This is a genomic window from Moritella sp. 5 (genome assembly GCF_018219455.1).
Lineage (GTDB): Bacteria > Pseudomonadota > Gammaproteobacteria > Enterobacterales > Moritellaceae > Moritella.
This window is the reverse complement of the sequence record NZ_CP056122.1, coordinates 383,706-399,800: the sequence shown is the minus strand read 5'-3', so window position 1 is coordinate 399,800 and position 16,095 is coordinate 383,706. Positions and strand designations below refer to the sequence as shown.

General features: G+C 40.4%; 15 protein-coding genes. 3 read left to right on the top strand and 12 right to left on the bottom strand.

Translation table 11 applies throughout. The annotated features are described in order from the left end of the window. Positions 1-12: 12 nt before the first annotated feature. From mdh to artP, 5 genes are all read right to left on the bottom strand, one after another. Complete coding sequence (gene mdh / locus HWV01_RS01880) at positions 13-951, bottom strand: malate dehydrogenase (RefSeq protein ID WP_075472215.1); 939 nt, start codon at positions 949-951, stop codon at positions 13-15. Between the two features lie 252 nt (positions 952-1,203). Then, positions 1,204-1,869: an arginine ABC transporter permease ArtM gene (gene artM / locus HWV01_RS01875; RefSeq protein WP_211673823.1), complete on the bottom strand. Its 666-nt coding sequence runs from the start codon at positions 1,867-1,869 to the stop codon at positions 1,204-1,206. Further along, positions 1,866-2,540: an arginine ABC transporter permease ArtQ gene (gene artQ, locus HWV01_RS01870; RefSeq protein WP_211673822.1), complete on the bottom strand. Its 675-nt coding sequence runs from the start codon at positions 2,538-2,540 to the stop codon at positions 1,866-1,868. Before artQ ends, artM begins: the two co-directional genes overlap by 4 nt. A gap of 135 nt (positions 2,541-2,675) precedes the next feature. Next, positions 2,676-3,419, bottom strand: coding sequence for a transporter substrate-binding domain-containing protein (locus HWV01_RS01865; protein ID WP_211673821.1), 744 nt, complete (start codon positions 3,417-3,419; stop codon positions 2,676-2,678). Positions 3,420-3,436: 17 nt separating this feature from the next. Next, positions 3,437-4,177, bottom strand: a complete 741-nt coding sequence (artP, locus tag HWV01_RS01860) for an arginine ABC transporter ATP-binding protein ArtP (protein ID WP_211673820.1) — start codon at positions 4,175-4,177, stop codon at positions 3,437-3,439. 323 nt (positions 4,178-4,500) lie between these two features. On the opposite strand from artP, the gene argR reads away from it, so the two are divergent. Further along, the gene (gene argR / locus HWV01_RS01855) at positions 4,501-4,962 is read left to right on the top strand and encodes a transcriptional regulator ArgR (protein WP_211673819.1); all 462 of its coding nucleotides are present in this window, start codon (positions 4,501-4,503) and stop codon (positions 4,960-4,962) included. A gap of 62 nt (positions 4,963-5,024) precedes the next feature. Here argR and HWV01_RS01850 read toward each other — a convergent pair whose 3' ends face one another. The 7 genes from HWV01_RS01850 to nudF all read right to left on the bottom strand — a co-directional run bounded on the left by HWV01_RS01850 (position 5,025) and on the right by nudF (position 13,298). Further along, positions 5,025-6,095, bottom strand: a complete 1,071-nt coding sequence (locus HWV01_RS01850; RefSeq protein ID WP_211673818.1) for an ABC transporter ATP-binding protein — start codon at positions 6,093-6,095, stop codon at positions 5,025-5,027. Continuing rightward, the gene (locus HWV01_RS01845) at positions 6,095-7,726 is read right to left on the bottom strand and encodes an iron ABC transporter permease (RefSeq protein ID WP_211673817.1); all 1,632 of its coding nucleotides are present in this window, start codon (positions 7,724-7,726) and stop codon (positions 6,095-6,097) included. The genes HWV01_RS01850 and HWV01_RS01845 overlap by 1 nt, the downstream gene beginning before the upstream one ends. A gap of 148 nt (positions 7,727-7,874) precedes the next feature. Beyond that, positions 7,875-8,894 (bottom strand): Fe(3+) ABC transporter substrate-binding protein, encoded by a 1,020-nt coding sequence (locus tag HWV01_RS01840; RefSeq protein WP_211673816.1) that lies wholly within the window; start codon positions 8,892-8,894, stop codon positions 7,875-7,877. A gap of 173 nt (positions 8,895-9,067) precedes the next feature. Further along, on the bottom strand, positions 9,068-10,957 hold the full coding sequence (gene parE / locus HWV01_RS01835; RefSeq protein WP_211673815.1) for a DNA topoisomerase IV subunit B: 1,890 nt from the start codon (positions 10,955-10,957) through the stop codon (positions 9,068-9,070). Between the two features lie 21 nt (positions 10,958-10,978). Next, positions 10,979-11,566, bottom strand: a complete 588-nt coding sequence (gene yqiA / locus HWV01_RS01830) for an esterase YqiA (RefSeq protein ID WP_211673814.1) — start codon at positions 11,564-11,566, stop codon at positions 10,979-10,981. A gap of 26 nt (positions 11,567-11,592) precedes the next feature. Continuing rightward, positions 11,593-12,417, bottom strand: coding sequence for a 3',5'-cyclic-AMP phosphodiesterase (gene cpdA, locus HWV01_RS01825; RefSeq protein ID WP_211673813.1), 825 nt, complete (start codon positions 12,415-12,417; stop codon positions 11,593-11,595). Positions 12,418-12,662: 245 nt separating this feature from the next. Then, on the bottom strand, positions 12,663-13,298 hold the full coding sequence (nudF, locus tag HWV01_RS01820) for an ADP-ribose diphosphatase (RefSeq protein ID WP_211673812.1): 636 nt from the start codon (positions 13,296-13,298) through the stop codon (positions 12,663-12,665). Between the two features lie 281 nt (positions 13,299-13,579). Between nudF and HWV01_RS01815 the strand changes: the two genes are divergently transcribed. Then, entirely contained in the window at positions 13,580-14,920 is a 1,341-nt protein-coding gene (locus HWV01_RS01815; RefSeq protein WP_211673811.1) for a TolC family outer membrane protein, read from the top strand. 154 nt (positions 14,921-15,074) lie between these two features. Next, the gene (lpxL, locus tag HWV01_RS01810) at positions 15,075-16,031 is read left to right on the top strand and encodes an LpxL/LpxP family Kdo(2)-lipid IV(A) lauroyl/palmitoleoyl acyltransferase (protein ID WP_211673810.1); all 957 of its coding nucleotides are present in this window, start codon (positions 15,075-15,077) and stop codon (positions 16,029-16,031) included. Positions 16,032-16,095 lie beyond the last annotated feature (64 nt).

Sequence of the window (16,095 nt, the reverse complement as noted above, 5' to 3'; positions counted from 1 at the left end):
TAAATGTAATGATTAACCAGCAACGAATTCTTCACCTAATGTGATGTTCGCTTTTAGTTCTTCTAGCATTGCATCGCGTGCGTTCGTTTCAAATTCGCTTAAGTCACCGTATGCTAATACTTCTTCAACGCCGTTCTTACCTAGTAGTACAGGTTGTGCGAAGAACGTTGCGTGCTCAGAGCCACCGTCAACATAAGTACATTCAACGATACCTTCTTCACCTTGTAGTGCGCGAACAAGAGAAAGACCGAAACGTGCTGCTGCTTGACCCATAGAAAGTGTCGCAGAACCGCCACCCGCTTTAGCTTCAACAACTTCAGTACCAGCATTTTGAATACGTGGTGTTAGCGTCGCAATTTCTTCTGCTGTAAATTCAACACCTTTAACTTGAGAAAGTAACGGAAGAATAGTGACACCTGAATGACCACCGATAACCGGCACTTCAACGTCAGCAAGTGAAATGCCTTTAAGCTCACTTACGAAAGTTTCAGAACGGATAACATCCAGCGTCGTAATACCGAATAGTTTACGCTTATCGTAAACACCCGCTTGCTTAAGTACTTCAGCAGCGATTGGCACAGTAGTGTTAACAGGATTCGTAATAATACCGATACATGCATTTGGACATACTTCAGCACATTTAGCTGCTAGATTTTTGATAATGCCAGCATTGATATTGAATAAATCTGAACGGTCCATACCTGGCTTACGAGCAACACCCGCAGAGATAAGTACTACGTCAGCACCAACAAGTGCATCTGTAGGATCTGTACCAGCAAAACCAGCAATAGTAACGTCTGTAGGGATATGGCTTAAATCAACAGCAACACCTGGAGTTACTGGTGCAATATCATAGAGTGATAAATCTGAACCAGCAGGTAGTTGAGTTTTCAAAAGTAGGGCTAAAGCTTGACCGATACCACCAGCAGCACCTAATACAGCAACTTTCATAGACGTCTCCATTATCTTAATTGTTTATGTAGAATACAATATTCACACATTCCTTTAATCACTGCTACCTTACTGCAACATTGACTAAAAAACAATTAACAACACGAATATGCACGGTAAATAAATGAATTACGTATGGGTTTTAAGAGTTTCGCTTTCTATCTATTAGCGATTCACTTTCAGGTGAAATAATACAATTTACTCACTGATATCGGTATCAATAACGATATCAGTGAGCAAGAAATGCAGAAATTAAGATTGGAACGCGAGGGCTTTTTTCTCTAACTGTTTAAAGATCAATACCAAGATACCATTCATGCCTAAGTAGATAATACCCGCAGCAGAAAAGGCCATTAATGCATCATAGGTTTGACCATTGATTTGATTGGCATAACCCATCACATCCATAATCGTAATCGAACTTGCTAATGATGTACCTTTGAGTACCAAAATCACTTCATTAGAATAAGACGGTAATACCCGGCGTATCGCATGTGGCACGATAACCGCCAGTGTCTGCCAGCGGTTCATGCCGAGGGCTTTACATGCATCCCATTCACCACGTGGTACCGATTCAATAGCACCTTTAAAGAGTAACGATGAATAGGCAGCCGTATTAAACGATAACGCAATAATGGCGCAGATTTTAGCCTGACGCAGGTAATCCCATAAGAAGCTGTCTTTAATCCACTCAAACTGTGATGGACCACTGTATACCAAAAAGATTTGAATCAATAACGGGGTACCGGTAAAGACCAAAATAATAGACCGTGATAATAAGTTTAATCCTGGGATCTTGTTGATCATCGCCAGCGTTAACAACGCCGCTATCATAGACCCAAACAATAAGCTGTAAAAGGTAATTTCAAGGGTGGTACTCAAACCGTCAAATAATAACCAGAAGTGATCTAACGTCATTTTGCTACTCCGGCATCAAAACGGTTAATGTAACTATCAAGGTGCTTTAACAACCATTGACTAATCAAAGTGATAATCAGGTAAATCGCTGCTGCGGCCACCAAAAAGGTAAAAGGCTTATAAGTACTACCTGATAATAAATCAGCTTGTTTCATTAAGTCCGTCACACCAATCAAAGAGACTAACGCGGTATCTTTTAGCAGTACCATCCACTGATTGCCTAAACCCGGCAATGCTAAACGCCATGCTTGCGGTAAGGTAATACGCAGAAAACAACGCACAGGTCCCATACCAAGCGCTTGTGCAGCTTGTTGTTGACCTTTCGGTACCGATTGAATAGCCGCACGTAATGTTTGCGATGCATAAGAGGCAAAAATTAGCGACAGTGCCACCACACCGCTCCAGAACGGACTGATGTCATAAAATTCATCGGTTAATAAAAATAGGATATGCGTACCACCGAAGAAAATGAAAAATACGATCAATATCTCAGGTAAACCACGTAATACAGTAACAAATAAGCTAATAGGCTTGGCAATAAGTGGGTTCTTTTGCATTTCTGCAACACAGAATAAAATAGCGAGAACCAAGCCAACCAACAATGATGTTAGCGCGAGGCCAAGGGTGATTTTTGTTGCATCCAATAATAATTGAAGCTGCAAAAGATCCATAAAAACTCCGGACGTAAAAACAAAAAATGCCCCTAAAAGGCACTTTAAAATAAATTATCTCGTTATCACAATAACAGGGCTATTATGCCCTAATATTACAATGTAACTCAGGTCGAGATTAAACACTGTTATCTATTATTTAGCAAAGTATTTTGCGTAAATCTTATCGTAGATGCCGTTCGCTTTAATCGTTTGTAAACCTTTGTTCAATTTAGCTAATAATTCAGTGTTACCTTTACGTACTGCGATAGCAAAACCAGCACCAAAGTATTTCGCATCAGTCACGGCTTTACCGACTGTTTCGTAGTTACCGCCGCTGTGCTTCGTTAGCCAATCGTGCGCCACTGCAGAGTCTGCAAATACACCATTGACACGACCATTTTTAAGGTCTAAAAATGCTTTTTGGTATGATGGGAAGTTAAGTAGCAATACTTTTTCATCTGCGTAAGTATCTATCATGTAAGCTTGGTGTGATGTACCATTTTGTACACCTACTGCTTTACCTGCTAAATCAGCAACAATACTGTATTTGCCTTTTTCAGCCACTAGTACCGCTGAATTTTCATAATAGACATCAGAAAAATCAACTTGCTTTTGACGTGCAGGCGTTACGTCCATTGCTGCAATAGCCGCATCATAACGACGGAACTTTAGGCTTGGGATCAAGCTATCAAATGACTGGTTAGCAAAACTACACTCAGCTTTTAATTCAGTACAAACTGCGCGGGCGATATCAATATCAAAACCTTGGAATTCGTTGTTTTCATCCATCATTTCAAACGGAGGATACGTCGCTTCAGTAACAAATTTTATTTGTTCTGCCGCTGTGACTTGTGCCGCAGCAGAAGTTAGAATTAATGCTGTGAGTAATTTTTTCATTTGGTACGACCTTATTCCTAATGTTTTAAATAATTTGTAAACTGTGGCGTTTGTGGTTGTTGAAAGTGCTCAGCACCCCCAAACTCAACAATTTCACCGCTTTCAAGATAACACACCTGACTAGCGACTTTACGCGCGAAGTCCACTTCGTGCGTAACAACAACCTGCGTAATACCTGTGATGGCTAATGATGTAATTATTTCAGCCACTTGATTAGTTACCTCTGGATCTAACGCCGCAGTCGGTTCATCAAATAACAATACTTCTGGTTTCATCATTAAAGCACGTGCAATCGCGACACGTTGCTGTTGACCACCTGATAAGGCTAATGGAAATACATCGGCTTTATCAGTTAGCTGTAATTGCTCAAGGATCTTCATGGCCTCTTCACGAGCGTGTTGTTTTGTTTGCTTTAAAATCTTAACAGGTGCTTCAATTAAGTTATCCATCACAGACATATGCGGCCATAGGTTGTATTGTTGAAATACCATGCCTACTTTCTGTCTCAACATCTGGCTACGCTTAGCTAATTGCTTATCATTAAGTTTGCCAGAAAAATCAAATGTTTCACCAGCAATACTGATCGTGCCATTATCTGGCGTATCAAGTAAGTTAAGCACACGCAATAGGGAACTCTTACCTGCACCACTTGGACCAAGTAGCACTAAGGTCTCGCCTTTCGCACATTTAAGGTCGATGTTTTGTAATACATCAAGTTGACCCCAAGATTTACAGATGTTTTTTAGTTCGATGCTCATAATGATAACTGAATATAATTGCACTAGATGCGAATATAGTAACCGAATAAACTTCAATATCAACATAAATATTCACTTTAATTTGGTTTTTATGCACCAAAGCCACATTAACCAAATAAACTAGATAAAATATACCCTGCTGGTATCATATGCATAATTATTCAGTTCATCGCTAACCTAATCCATTTACTCATTGCATTAATAACTTAGTAGCAAACTTTATAAATGAACGATAAAATTAATAACGGTATCATTATATAACCACATTGATTTTAAGATTAGCAACTTGAATTATAGATGAATCAACTGACATGGTAACAAGTATGAGTGAAAAACAAGATCAGTTAGTAAAAGCATTTAAAGGATTATTAAAAGAAGAGCACTTAGGTTCACAAGGTGACATCGTTGATGCGCTTAAAGAACAAGGGTTTGACAGCGTTAACCAGTCAAAAGTCTCAAGAATGCTCAGTAAGTTTGGCGCAGTACGCACGCGCAATGCCAAAGATGAAATGGTTTATTGCCTACCTGCAGAGTTAGGTGTACCAACGATTAGCAGCCAATTAAAAAGCTTAGTATTAGATATTACCCATAATGAATGTCTGATTGTGATCCAAACTAGCCCAGGCTCGGCGCAATTGATCGCTCGTTTATTAGACTCACTAGGGCGTACTGAAGGTATTTTAGGGACTATTGCAGGCGATGATACTATTTTCATCACCCCTACTAGCACAGCTATTATTGCAGAAGTAGATAGTGCAGTAAAAGAGTTATTTGAATATCTGTAATCAGCGTATTTATGTTTGGCGCAGCGACGATTCGCACGCCAAACATTATTTTAGTTAATCACTTAATCTAGCTCAAATAATACTAAATCATGGCTTTCTACAGTCACATTAACCATATCACCAACAGTCATGGGCTGCTGCATGGATACAGATAATTCCAACTCGTTCTCAGTCAACATGCTTGTGGCTATACCAATCGTACAATGAGTCGTTATACCTAAAAATTGTTGTTGGGTGATCGTCGCAATTCCCTGCTCTGCGATAACTAATTTTAATTGCTGTGGTCTTAATGCTAACAGTTTTTGTTCACCAACCGCCGCTGCTAATTTCTGCTCACTGCTAATAACACCTAATACTGTATTTACACTGTACTCATCTACGACCACTGCATCTAAATAGTTAACCTTACCTAAGAAATCCGCGACAAAGCGTGTCGCAGGTTGGTTATATAGCTCACTTGGTGTCCCTAGCTGCTCAATCTTGCCTTGATTAAAAACCGCTAAACGATCAGCAAAAGCAAACGCTTCTTCTTTACTGTGAGTAACAAAAATAGCGCTCATGTTGTAGGATTTAAGCAAACCTCGCATCTCTTCAATTAAATGATGACGAACCTGGCTATCAATATTAGAAAAGGGTTCGTCCAATAATAACAACTCTGGCGAACTTGCTAACGCCCGGGCAATTGCAACGCGTTGTTGCTGACCACCCGATAGCTGGTGCGGATAACGATCGGAGAATTCACTTAAGTTAACGAGATTAAGCATATAATCCAGTTTCTCTTGTTGTTTAGTTTTACTCTGTTTATGCAAACTAAACAGCACATTGTCAGTCACTGTCAAATGTGGAAATAAAGCGTAATCCTGAAAGATCATGCCGACATTACGCTTTTCTGGTGCCAGATTAAATCGGCCATTATCAACGACATTACCGTTAATTTCGATGCGACCTTGCGTGGGTGGTAATAAGCCCGCGATCAATTTTAACGTCGTCGTTTTACCACAACCACTTGGGCCTAATAAACACAGAATTTCGTTTTTACCTAAACTCAGATCAAGCCCCATTAAAATATCGACGCCAGCATAACTACAATGCAGATCAGAAATACGTAAAGCAGGTGAAGAAGATAGTGTCATCAGTGCTGTTGCTCCAAAGAACGGTTCAAGAAAATAAGCGGAATTAATCCAACTAACACAATCACAATGGCCGCTAATGCAGCCTGCTCTAACATTTCATCAGAAGCAAACTGAAATACGTAAGTCGCTAGCGTTTCATAGTTAAATGGACGTAATAACAAAGCCGTTGGCAACTCTTTCATTGATTCAATGAAGACTAACAAAAATGCTGCCAATACACCTTTCCGGATCAAGGGAATATGAATTTTACGGATCATACTATGTGGGCGGTGTCCCAGCGTGCGCGTGACCATATCTAGTGACGGCGATATTTTATCAATACTGCTTTCAATAGAACCCACCGCGATCGCTGAAAAACGAATAAGATAAGCAAAGATAAGCGCAAAACTAGTGCCAGTAAAGACCAGACCCGGAGTCCAGTCCCACAACAATTCAGTCATATCATTTAATAAAAAGTCGGCCGACGTTAACGGAATAATAATACCAATAGCTAATACAGTACCGGGTAATGCATAACCCATGGTGCTGATGCGTGCAGGAATAGTCGCATATTTAGAACCGACTAAACGACGGTATAAACCCAATAATATTGCACAAAGAACCGCTAAACCAGCTACGATAACCGCAAGAATTAAGCTGTTTGCACTGTATTGAAAGAACTCCTCTGTCCAAGATTCAGCAAAGTAATGCCATGCATAATTAACTAATACCGCAAACGGTAATAAGAAACCAGCAAACACCAACAACCAGCACCAAACCATCGCCAACAACTTGGCACAGCCCGTTAACTGATAACGCACCTCTTGCTCATGCAGCATGCTTTTTTGAAATACTTGTTGTTTACGACGTGCAAAACGCTCTAAACCGACAAACAATAAGATCACCGATAACGTCATCACCGATAATTGTGCGGCAGCCGTTAAACTACCGTGACCAATCCAAGTATCATAAACCGCAGTGGTTAACGTATTTACCGCGAAATAATTCACCGTAGCAAAATCAGCAACAGTCTCCATCGCGATCAGCGATAAACCAACAGCAATTGCAGGACGCGCAAGGGGTAATGACACACGAATACAGCTCGATAGTGCTGAACTGCCGAGTACACGGCTTGCTTGGATAAGGCTAGTTGACTGCTCCAAAAATGAAGTTCGCGCTAATAAATAGAGATAAGGGTATAGTACCAGCGCTAATACAGTGGCAGCTCCGGGTATCGTTCGGATATCAAAGAACCAATAATCACTGGCACTCTGCCAGTCAAACACAGCGCGTAAGGCAATTTGTACCGGACCTGCATAATCAAACATATCAGTATAAATATAGGCCACAATATAAGCAGGCATAGCCATTGGTAACATCAATGCCCATTGTAAAATTTTACGTCCAGGAAAATTACACATGGCGATCAGCCAAGCAGCTGGTAAGGCAATAATACTACTGATTAAACAAACGAGAAAAACAAGGATGAAGGTATTTTGAACGTAGTCGAGAAGAACTGTATCTACAAGGTGTTGAAAAACATCTGCACTGGGGCCAATTGCCTGATAAAACAACGCGGCAATAGGTAGCGCTAACATAATCGCAATAAACCAACTACTAGAATGCCAAGAAAAGGCTAACTTATGATTCATGAACGGAAAAATAACTCCTGTTTAGATACGCGAAAAGGCTGGTCAGTTACTAAGTAACTATACCAACCTTTAAATCAGTCCGTTAACAGCCTAATCAGGCCGTAACATTAACTGTTAACCCCATGTAATATAGGGTCTATACGCTATTTTACAAGTCGAATTTAACTTCATCAAGTAGTCTTAGTGCAGCTTTACGATGTTTTGCAATCTCTGCTACAGGCATGTAGTCAGCATTGAACTCACCCCAAGATGAAACTAGCTTAGATGCTTTAATACCCGCTTTAACTGGGTATTCCATGTTAACTTCAGCATACATTTGTTGTGCTTTCGCGCCAGACAGGTATTCCATCAGTTTAACTGCGTTACCTTTGTTCGGTGCGTATTTCGCTAATACCATACCAGAAACGTTTACATGCGCGCCGTGGTTTTTTTGGTTAGGGAAGTTAATGTTAACAGATTCAGCCCAAGCAATTTGTTTTGGATCTTTCAACATTTTGCCTAAGTAGTAGCTATTACCAAGAGCAACGGTACAAACGCCTTCTTTAATCGCTTTAACTTGTGCACGGTCGTTACCTTGTGGTTTACGTGCTAAGTTAGCTTTAACACCTTCTAACCATACTTTTGCTTCAGCTTCACCGTGATGTGAGATCATCGATGAGATAAGTGCTACGTTGTATGGGTGTTTACCTGAACGAGTACAGATTTGACCTTTATATTTAGGGTCTGCAAGTTCTTCATAAGTGATGTTAGCAACGTCGCCATAAACTTCACGTGAAGTATAGATATTACGTACACGTGTTGTTAGTGCAAACCATTCGCCATCTGGGTCACGGTATTGCGCTGGAATGTTATCTTCTAATACGTCGCTTGATACAGGCTGAGTAACGCCGCTATCAACAGCTTCAACTAAACGGCTGATATCAGTTGTTAATAATAGATCGGCTTTTGATAAACGACCTTCACGTTTCATTCTATCTGCAAGTCCTTTCTTCGCAAATACAATGTTCACCTTCACACCAGTATCTTTAGTGTATTGTTCAAGGATCGGATTAAGCAAATTAGCTTGGCGATTTGAATAAATATTAACTTCTTCACCAGCAAAAGCAGTGGCGCTCATTAGTGACGTTGTTAATGCCAAAGCAGATAAACCAAATATTCCCTTTTTCATCTTTACCTCTAAATACGAATTGTTTACATTATGAATGGAGTCTATAAGAATATAAAAAGATTCACAAGTCTAAATGATAATAACTCTCAAAAAGAGGTAGGGGATACATGGCTGCAAGGACTGCAACCATGTTGTGGGTCGTAATAAGGATTCACTTATATGTTAATCACGGCCTAGCTATCGCTGAGCATGTCACCTTTATCTTCTAACCAAGTACGGCGATCCGCAGAACGTTTTTTGGCAAGCAGCATATCCATCATCGCCAGTGTTTCATCTGCGTTATCAATCGTTAAACGGACCAAACGACGAGTATTAGGGTCCATAGTGGTTTCCCGCAATTGTAGCGGATTCATTTCACCCAGTCCTTTAAAGCGTTGTACGTTGATTTTACCGCGTTTCTTCTCGGCTTCAATACGGTCAATAATACCGTTTTTTTCAGCTTCATCTAATGCATAAAAAACTTCTTTGCCAATATCAATACGGTATAGCGGCGGCATCGCGACAAACGCATGCCCGGCTTCAACCATGGCTCTAAAATGTTTATAGAACAAAGCGCATAGCAAAGTCGCAATGTGTAGACCATCGGAATCGGCATCGGCTAAGATGCAGATTTTGCCGTAGCGTAAACCAGAAATATCATCCGAGTCAGGGTCAATACCCAGCGCCACCGAAATATTATGAACTTCTTCTGAAGCAAGTACTTGCGCAGAATCAACTTCCCAGGTATTTAAGATCTTACCACGCAGTGGCATGACAGCTTGAAACTCACGATCACGCGCTTGTTTTGCGGAGCCACCAGCAGAGTCACCTTCCACTAAAAACAGTTCTGAACGCATAGGGTCTTGACCCGAACAATCGGTTAATTTACCCGGTAATGCAGGTCCACTCGTCACACGCTTACGCGCCACTTTCTTACTGGCTTTTAAGCGTTTCTGGGCGTTGTTAATACACAAATCAGCCAATAATTCAGCCAAGTCTGTATTTGAGTTTAACCATAATGAAAACGAATCTTTAACCACACCAGAAACAAATGCAGCACACTGACGTGATGACAAGCGCTCTTTGGTTTGCCCTGCAAATTGTGGATCTTGCATTTTAACCGACAAGATATAAGAACAACGATCCCAAATATCATCCGGCGTTAACTTCACTCCGCGTGGCAATAAGCTACGGAATTCACAGAACTCACGCATGGCATCGAGTAAACCTTGACGTAAACCATTCACGTGGGTACCGCCAAGCGCAGTTGGGATCAAGTTAACATAACTTTCGGTAACTGATTCACCACCTTCAGGTAGCCAAATAACCGCCCAATCAGCCGCTTCATTATTAGACGAAAAACTGCCGACAAATGGCGCTTCGGGTAATGTTGCCCATCCCTGTAACGATTCCATTAAATAGTCTTGCAGGCCTTTTTCGAAGCACCATACATGTTTTTCTTTATTTACTTTATCGTCAAATTTAATGTTTAAACCGGGACACAATACCGCTTTCGCACGTAAGTTATGCATCAAACGCTTAGACGAAAAATTACCCGAATCAAAATAGCTCGCATCTGGCCAGAAATGTACTTTAGTACCGGTATTACGGATACCAATGGTGCCAATCACTTCGAGTTCAGACACTTTATCGCCATGCTCAAACGCGATTTGATAAATTTGGCCACCACGTCTAATGGTAATTTCTACACGTTTAGATAACGCATTTACAACCGAAATACCAACGCCGTGTAGACCACCAGAAAATTGATAGCTATCGTTCGAAAATTTACCACCGGCATGTAACTTAGATAAAATCAGTTCAACACCACTCACCCCTTCGACAGGGTGAATGTCCACTGGCATACCACGACCGTCATCACTCACTTCCAGCGACTGGTCGGCATGTAAAGTAACCGTAATGTTCTGAGCATGACCCGCTAACGCTTCATCGACACTATTATCGATAACTTCTTGGCCAAGGTGATTAGGACGTACAGTATCAGTATACATTCCGGGTCTACGACGTACTGGTTCGAGACCATTTAGGACTTCAATCGAGCCCGCATTATATTCTTGTGTCATGAGTTTCTTTTGTGCTGTTCGTTACATCGGTTTGAATGCAAGAAAGGTTAAAATATCGCTAAGATAGCGTTCAAATCCAATAAAAGCATGATCGCCACCCTGCTCTACCGTCAATCTCGCCATTTCGTATTTTGTTATTGCTTGCTTATAGTCTAACACTTCATCATCGGTCTGTAATAGTGCCCAGATAGTTTCTGGGTGAACTAATGCCTGACAATCCAATGCCCGTAGCTCATCAATGTGTTGCTCAGTTAAATTAAATTTAACTTGGGTATAAGGGTTCGTATTTTCCCCTAAATAATCCACCAGCAATTCATAAGGTTTTACGGCGGGATTAATAATCACCGCTGGACAATTAAATTGTTGATTCACTTTAGTCGCATAATACCCGCCGAGTGAACTGCCGACCACCCCAAGCTGATGCGTTGGGTAACGTGCAATAAGTCGTTCGATCTGTAGCCAAGCGTCTTGAGGATAAGGTGAAATATTCGGTATTTCGATAGTAATATCAGGGTGATGCAATGCAATATAGTCTGCCATTTGCTGTGCTTTAACCGATTTTGGTGAACTATTAAAACCGTGCAAATAGAGTAGAAGCGTGGAAGCCATTTGTTCATTTACCTCTAGCAGTATTGTTAGTAACCTTTAGATTCGAGATCAGGATTAAAATCATGATTAGACAAACGCCAAACCTGACTATTAATAGTACCATCACTGTGTAGTTGTAAATAACGCCAGCCAGGCGCTCGCGCATCAAGAGTAAATTCATCACAATGTGGTTTAAATTGAAAGCAAGTAGACGGAGATGCCATAAAGTGAATACCATCATAAGTCTGGTCTAACTGCTGGTGCACATGGCCAAATAACACATGTCGTGCTTTCGGGTGTTTCGCTAACACCGCTAAAAATGCCTCTGGATTACGCAAAATATGCTGATCTAACCATTTACACCCCACAGGATAAGTATTGTGATGTAATACCACCAATGCATATTTATCAGGATGTAAACTCAATCGCTCGTCAAGTAATGCAAGTTGTTCAGGTGATAAATAACCCGACGGAGAACCCGTTAATTGCGAATCTAATAAAATAATCTGCCAATCACCAACAACTTTATATTTATCCGACAGGACACCTTCAGATTTTAATGCACCAGCCATAAGTGGAATATTGTCATGATTACCAGGTAACCAATAACAAGGTTTATCTAAACGTTTAATATGCTGAGCAAAGTATTGATAAGAAGCGATACTGTTATCTTGGGAAATATCGCCCGTGGCAAGCACAGCATCAAACGGTTGTTGATTCTGCAAAATAGCATCGATAACATGGCTAAAGCTCTGCTGTGTTTTAACGCCAAGAAGATCCTTCTCAGCCGTTGCAAACAAATGAGTATCCGTCACTTGTAATAAATTAATGACGTTATGCTTTGCTGTTAATTTAGAAATGTCCGCGCCCACAATAATCTTTAACCCTTATCCTTTATCTGTTATCTGTTGCCTAGTAATGTCGAATAATAACTACACTGACTTGTAACCACATATCAGCGAGTCTGATTGAAAGATCCTTAAGACTATTAAAGGATACCTAATAGGACTTAATAAATCTGCTGTCCAGCACACACTTCCACGATTCCGGATAAGAAACCGGTAACATCATGAGAGATTCAAACAACTTAGCCTAAAGGGTACAAAGCATTGTAGCCCTAGAGCCAAGACTTTTGCAATGTTTCAAAATTCAATTGTAACCACTGGATACCAATAATAGTCGTCGCGTTATTTATTCGCCCTGTTTGCACCATATTATAAGCAGTTTCTCGGCTCACCACGTGCACTCGAATATCTTCACCTTCGCACGCTAAACCATGAACGCCTTCAGCAGTACTGCTATCGACCTCGCCCACATACAGATCAATAGCCTCACTCGTGCCACCTGGACTTGCAAGAAACTGCATAATAAAATCACAACGGCCAACGGTTAAGCCCGCTTCTTCTTCGGCTTCGCGTTTAACCACCTCTGCAGAGTCCTCACCTTGTTTATCTATCATACCAGCCACTAACTCCAGTAACCAAGGTTGCGTACTGGATTCAATCGCAGGGATGCGAATCTGTTCTATTAATACCACTTCATCGCTCACCGCATCGTAAGGTATGACTGCAGCAGCGTTACCACGTTCAAAAACTTCTCGCGTAATTTCACCACTCCAATCACCCGAAAACAACCTATGTTTAAAGGTATAGGTGTTTATTTTAAAAAAACCGTTAAAAACCTGCTGCTTGTTTATTATCTCAATATCCGTAATATCATACTCGGATTCTATTTCTAACTTTCGACTTTTCATTTACATATCCTAAAATATACTGATAATAACAAGTTACGGTGAATACCATGTTGGCAGCTAGGGTTTAGGCACGATACCTAGTAAATATACTAATAATACCATATCGGCATTGATTCAACGTTTAAAACTCGAGCTTCGAGATAACACCTAGTATAAAATTAAAAACATCTGATTAATCTAGCTATCTCTATTTGGATAATTATTAGTTTGACTAAGCAGCTATCATTACTTATTGTTATGCGAGTTCATAACGGCAACTATTTACACTAAGGTAACCACCAATGAAGTTTAATAAGATTCTTCTAGCCTGCGGTCTGGCATTTTTTGCAAACTCAGCAAGTGCAGATAATTTACAACAAATATTTGAACAAGCCCTGACCAAAGATCCACTATATTTAGAAGCGCAAGCAAATCGCGATGCAGCACTAGAAAGAATTACTGAACAAGAAGCAGCAAACTTACCACAAATTGGTTTAAATGCTGACCTTGGTTACACAATGACAAGCGATTATCGAACTAATACAACCTCTAATGGTAACGCGTTAACGAGTACGGTTGGTCTTCGTTTGACCCAGTCATTATATGAAGAAAGTAATTTCATTAATGTTAGCCAAGCCGCTAAACAAGCAGAGCAAAGTGAACTTGCCGTTCAAGCTGAGCTGCAAAGTCTTATCTTGCGCGTATCGAATGCTTACTTTAATGTATTAAGAGCCAACGATACTTTAGAATTTTCTAACCGTAATAAAGACGCAGTAGAACGTCAACTAGAACAAACGACCCAACGTTACAATGTGGGTCTAACCGACAAAACTGACGTATTAGAGGCACAATCAAGCTTCGATTTATCAGTAGCAGAAGTAATTAACGCTGAAAATACCCTCGCCAACAGCTACGAGTCATTAACCGAAATAACCGGTTTAACGCATACCGATATTTCACCATTGAATACTGCGCGTTTTAGCCCAACAGCACCAAATGGCCAGCGTGATAATTGGTTAGATACTGCCAACAACCAAAATTTATCAATCCAGATCCAACGTATTGCTAAGCAAATTGCAGAAGGTAATGTCGATCTAGCGAACTCTACTGATAACATGTCATTGAACTTAGTCGCAAATGCCGGTGCTAAATATACGGATTATGGCGATGATAATAACAATGGTGGTGCAGGCTTCGAAAATACAGTTTCGTCAGGTAATGTGGGCATCGAATTTAGTATGCCGCTATACACAGGTGGCGCAGTAACTTCAACAGAAAAACAAGCCGTTTATAAAGTAACAGCCAGCCAAGAACAATTAACCAAAGCAAGCCGTGAAGTACAAACCAAAATTCGAACTTATTATAACAACGTGACGGCCGCGTTAAGTTCTATCAAGGCCTATGAGCAAACGGTTAAATCATCTGAAAGTGCATTAGAAGCAACTCAAGCAGGCTTTGGGGTAGGTACACGTACGATTATTGACGTGTTAAATGCAACTAAAGGTTTATATCAATCGAAGCAATCATTATCCGGATCACGTTATAACTACATCATTAGTATGTTACAGTTAAAACAAGCCGCTGGAACCTTGAACGCTGAAGATGTAAATTTAGTTAATGCTGGGTTAAAAGCAAAATACTAAATTAGAATGTAATACAGAATAATAAGACGACCACCAGTGTCGTCTTTTTTATATCTAAAATCGCATATACCAGCTCAACATGCATCTATTCACATTTGATTATCAATCACTTATAAATGCAAATAGAGTTAACTCGTATTAATGAGAATTTTTCATGACAGATAAAATTAAAACCGCTAAGCCGATAGTCACCAAAGAAAACACGAAATTCAAACTCAGTTTTTTGCATCCCAAACACTGGCCATTATTGTTCGCCGCTACTTTTTTATGGCTTATCTCTTTATTACCGAATACGGCGCAAAGTATATTTGGTCGTGCTTTAGGCCGTTTGGTTGCTAAAATATTACCCCGTCGTCTAAAAATAGCACAACAAAATCTTGCCTTAAGTTTCCCAGAGAAATCTGACAGCGAAATTAAAGTCCTAGCAAAAGAGAATTTTAAATATACTGGTTTAGCGGTTGTTGATACTGCCAATGCTTGGTTCTGGCCAGATTGGCGTATTAAGCAGAATATGGTTGTCGAAGGTCAGGAGCACATAGACCAAGCAAAGACTGACGGTAACGGTATGCTAATACTCGGAGGTCACTTTTTATCACTGGAAATGTCGGCACGTATTTTTGGCTTATTACGACCAACCTATGCAATATATCGCCCGAATAAAAACCCATTGATGGAATACTTACAATGCCGTGGTCGCACACTCTCAAATAAAGGTTTGCTTGACCGCCGAGATATCAAAGGCATGTTACGCGTACTCGATGAAGGTGAGCCATTATGGTATGCGCCGGATCATGATTATGGTCCTCGTCGAAGCGTATTTGTACCGTTTTTTGCGGTTGAAAAAGCCTGTACCATTACTGGCACCACGCTTTTCGCCTCAGGTAATAATACGAAAACCTACCCAGCGTCTTCTAGTCGCTTTCCAGATGGTCGTTATAAGTTAACTATTCGCGCACCACTGGAGAGCTTCCCAACGGGCGATGAAGTTAAAGATGCCACGATCTGCAATAAAGAATGTGAAAAATCTATTTTAGAGCAAGTGCCACAATACATGTGGTTGCATCGCCGCTTTAAAACGCGTCCGGAAGGTGAGCCAAGCTTGTATAAATAATCGGTTACATAACAAAATAAACAAATAAAATCCTATTGATAAAACACTGTAATATAAGTATCAA

Coding starts and splice junctions, on each gene's coding strand:
- mdh (WP_075472215.1), bottom strand. CDS start 951: ATGAAAGTTGCTGTATTAGGTGCTGCTGGTGGTATCGGTCAAGCTTTA.
- artM (WP_211673823.1), bottom strand. CDS start 1,869: ATGACGTTAGATCACTTCTGGTTATTATTTGACGGTTTGAGTACCACC.
- artQ (WP_211673822.1), bottom strand. CDS start 2,540: ATGGATCTTTTGCAGCTTCAATTATTATTGGATGCAACAAAAATCACC.
- HWV01_RS01865 (WP_211673821.1), bottom strand. CDS start 3,419: ATGAAAAAATTACTCACAGCATTAATTCTAACTTCTGCTGCGGCACAA.
- artP (WP_211673820.1), bottom strand. CDS start 4,177: ATGAGCATCGAACTAAAAAACATCTGTAAATCTTGGGGTCAACTTGAT.
- argR (WP_211673819.1), top strand. CDS start 4,501: ATGAGTGAAAAACAAGATCAGTTAGTAAAAGCATTTAAAGGATTATTA.
- HWV01_RS01850 (WP_211673818.1), bottom strand. CDS start 6,095: ATGACACTATCTTCTTCACCTGCTTTACGTATTTCTGATCTGCATTGT.
- HWV01_RS01845 (WP_211673817.1), bottom strand. CDS start 7,726: ATGAATCATAAGTTAGCCTTTTCTTGGCATTCTAGTAGTTGGTTTATT.
- HWV01_RS01840 (WP_211673816.1), bottom strand. CDS start 8,894: ATGAAAAAGGGAATATTTGGTTTATCTGCTTTGGCATTAACAACGTCA.
- parE (WP_211673815.1), bottom strand. CDS start 10,957: ATGACACAAGAATATAATGCGGGCTCGATTGAAGTCCTAAATGGTCTC.
- yqiA (WP_211673814.1), bottom strand. CDS start 11,566: ATGGCTTCCACGCTTCTACTCTATTTGCACGGTTTTAATAGTTCACCA.
- nudF (WP_211673812.1), bottom strand. CDS start 13,298: ATGAAAAGTCGAAAGTTAGAAATAGAATCCGAGTATGATATTACGGAT.
- HWV01_RS01815 (WP_211673811.1), top strand. CDS start 13,580: ATGAAGTTTAATAAGATTCTTCTAGCCTGCGGTCTGGCATTTTTTGCA.
- lpxL (WP_211673810.1), top strand. CDS start 15,075: ATGACAGATAAAATTAAAACCGCTAAGCCGATAGTCACCAAAGAAAAC.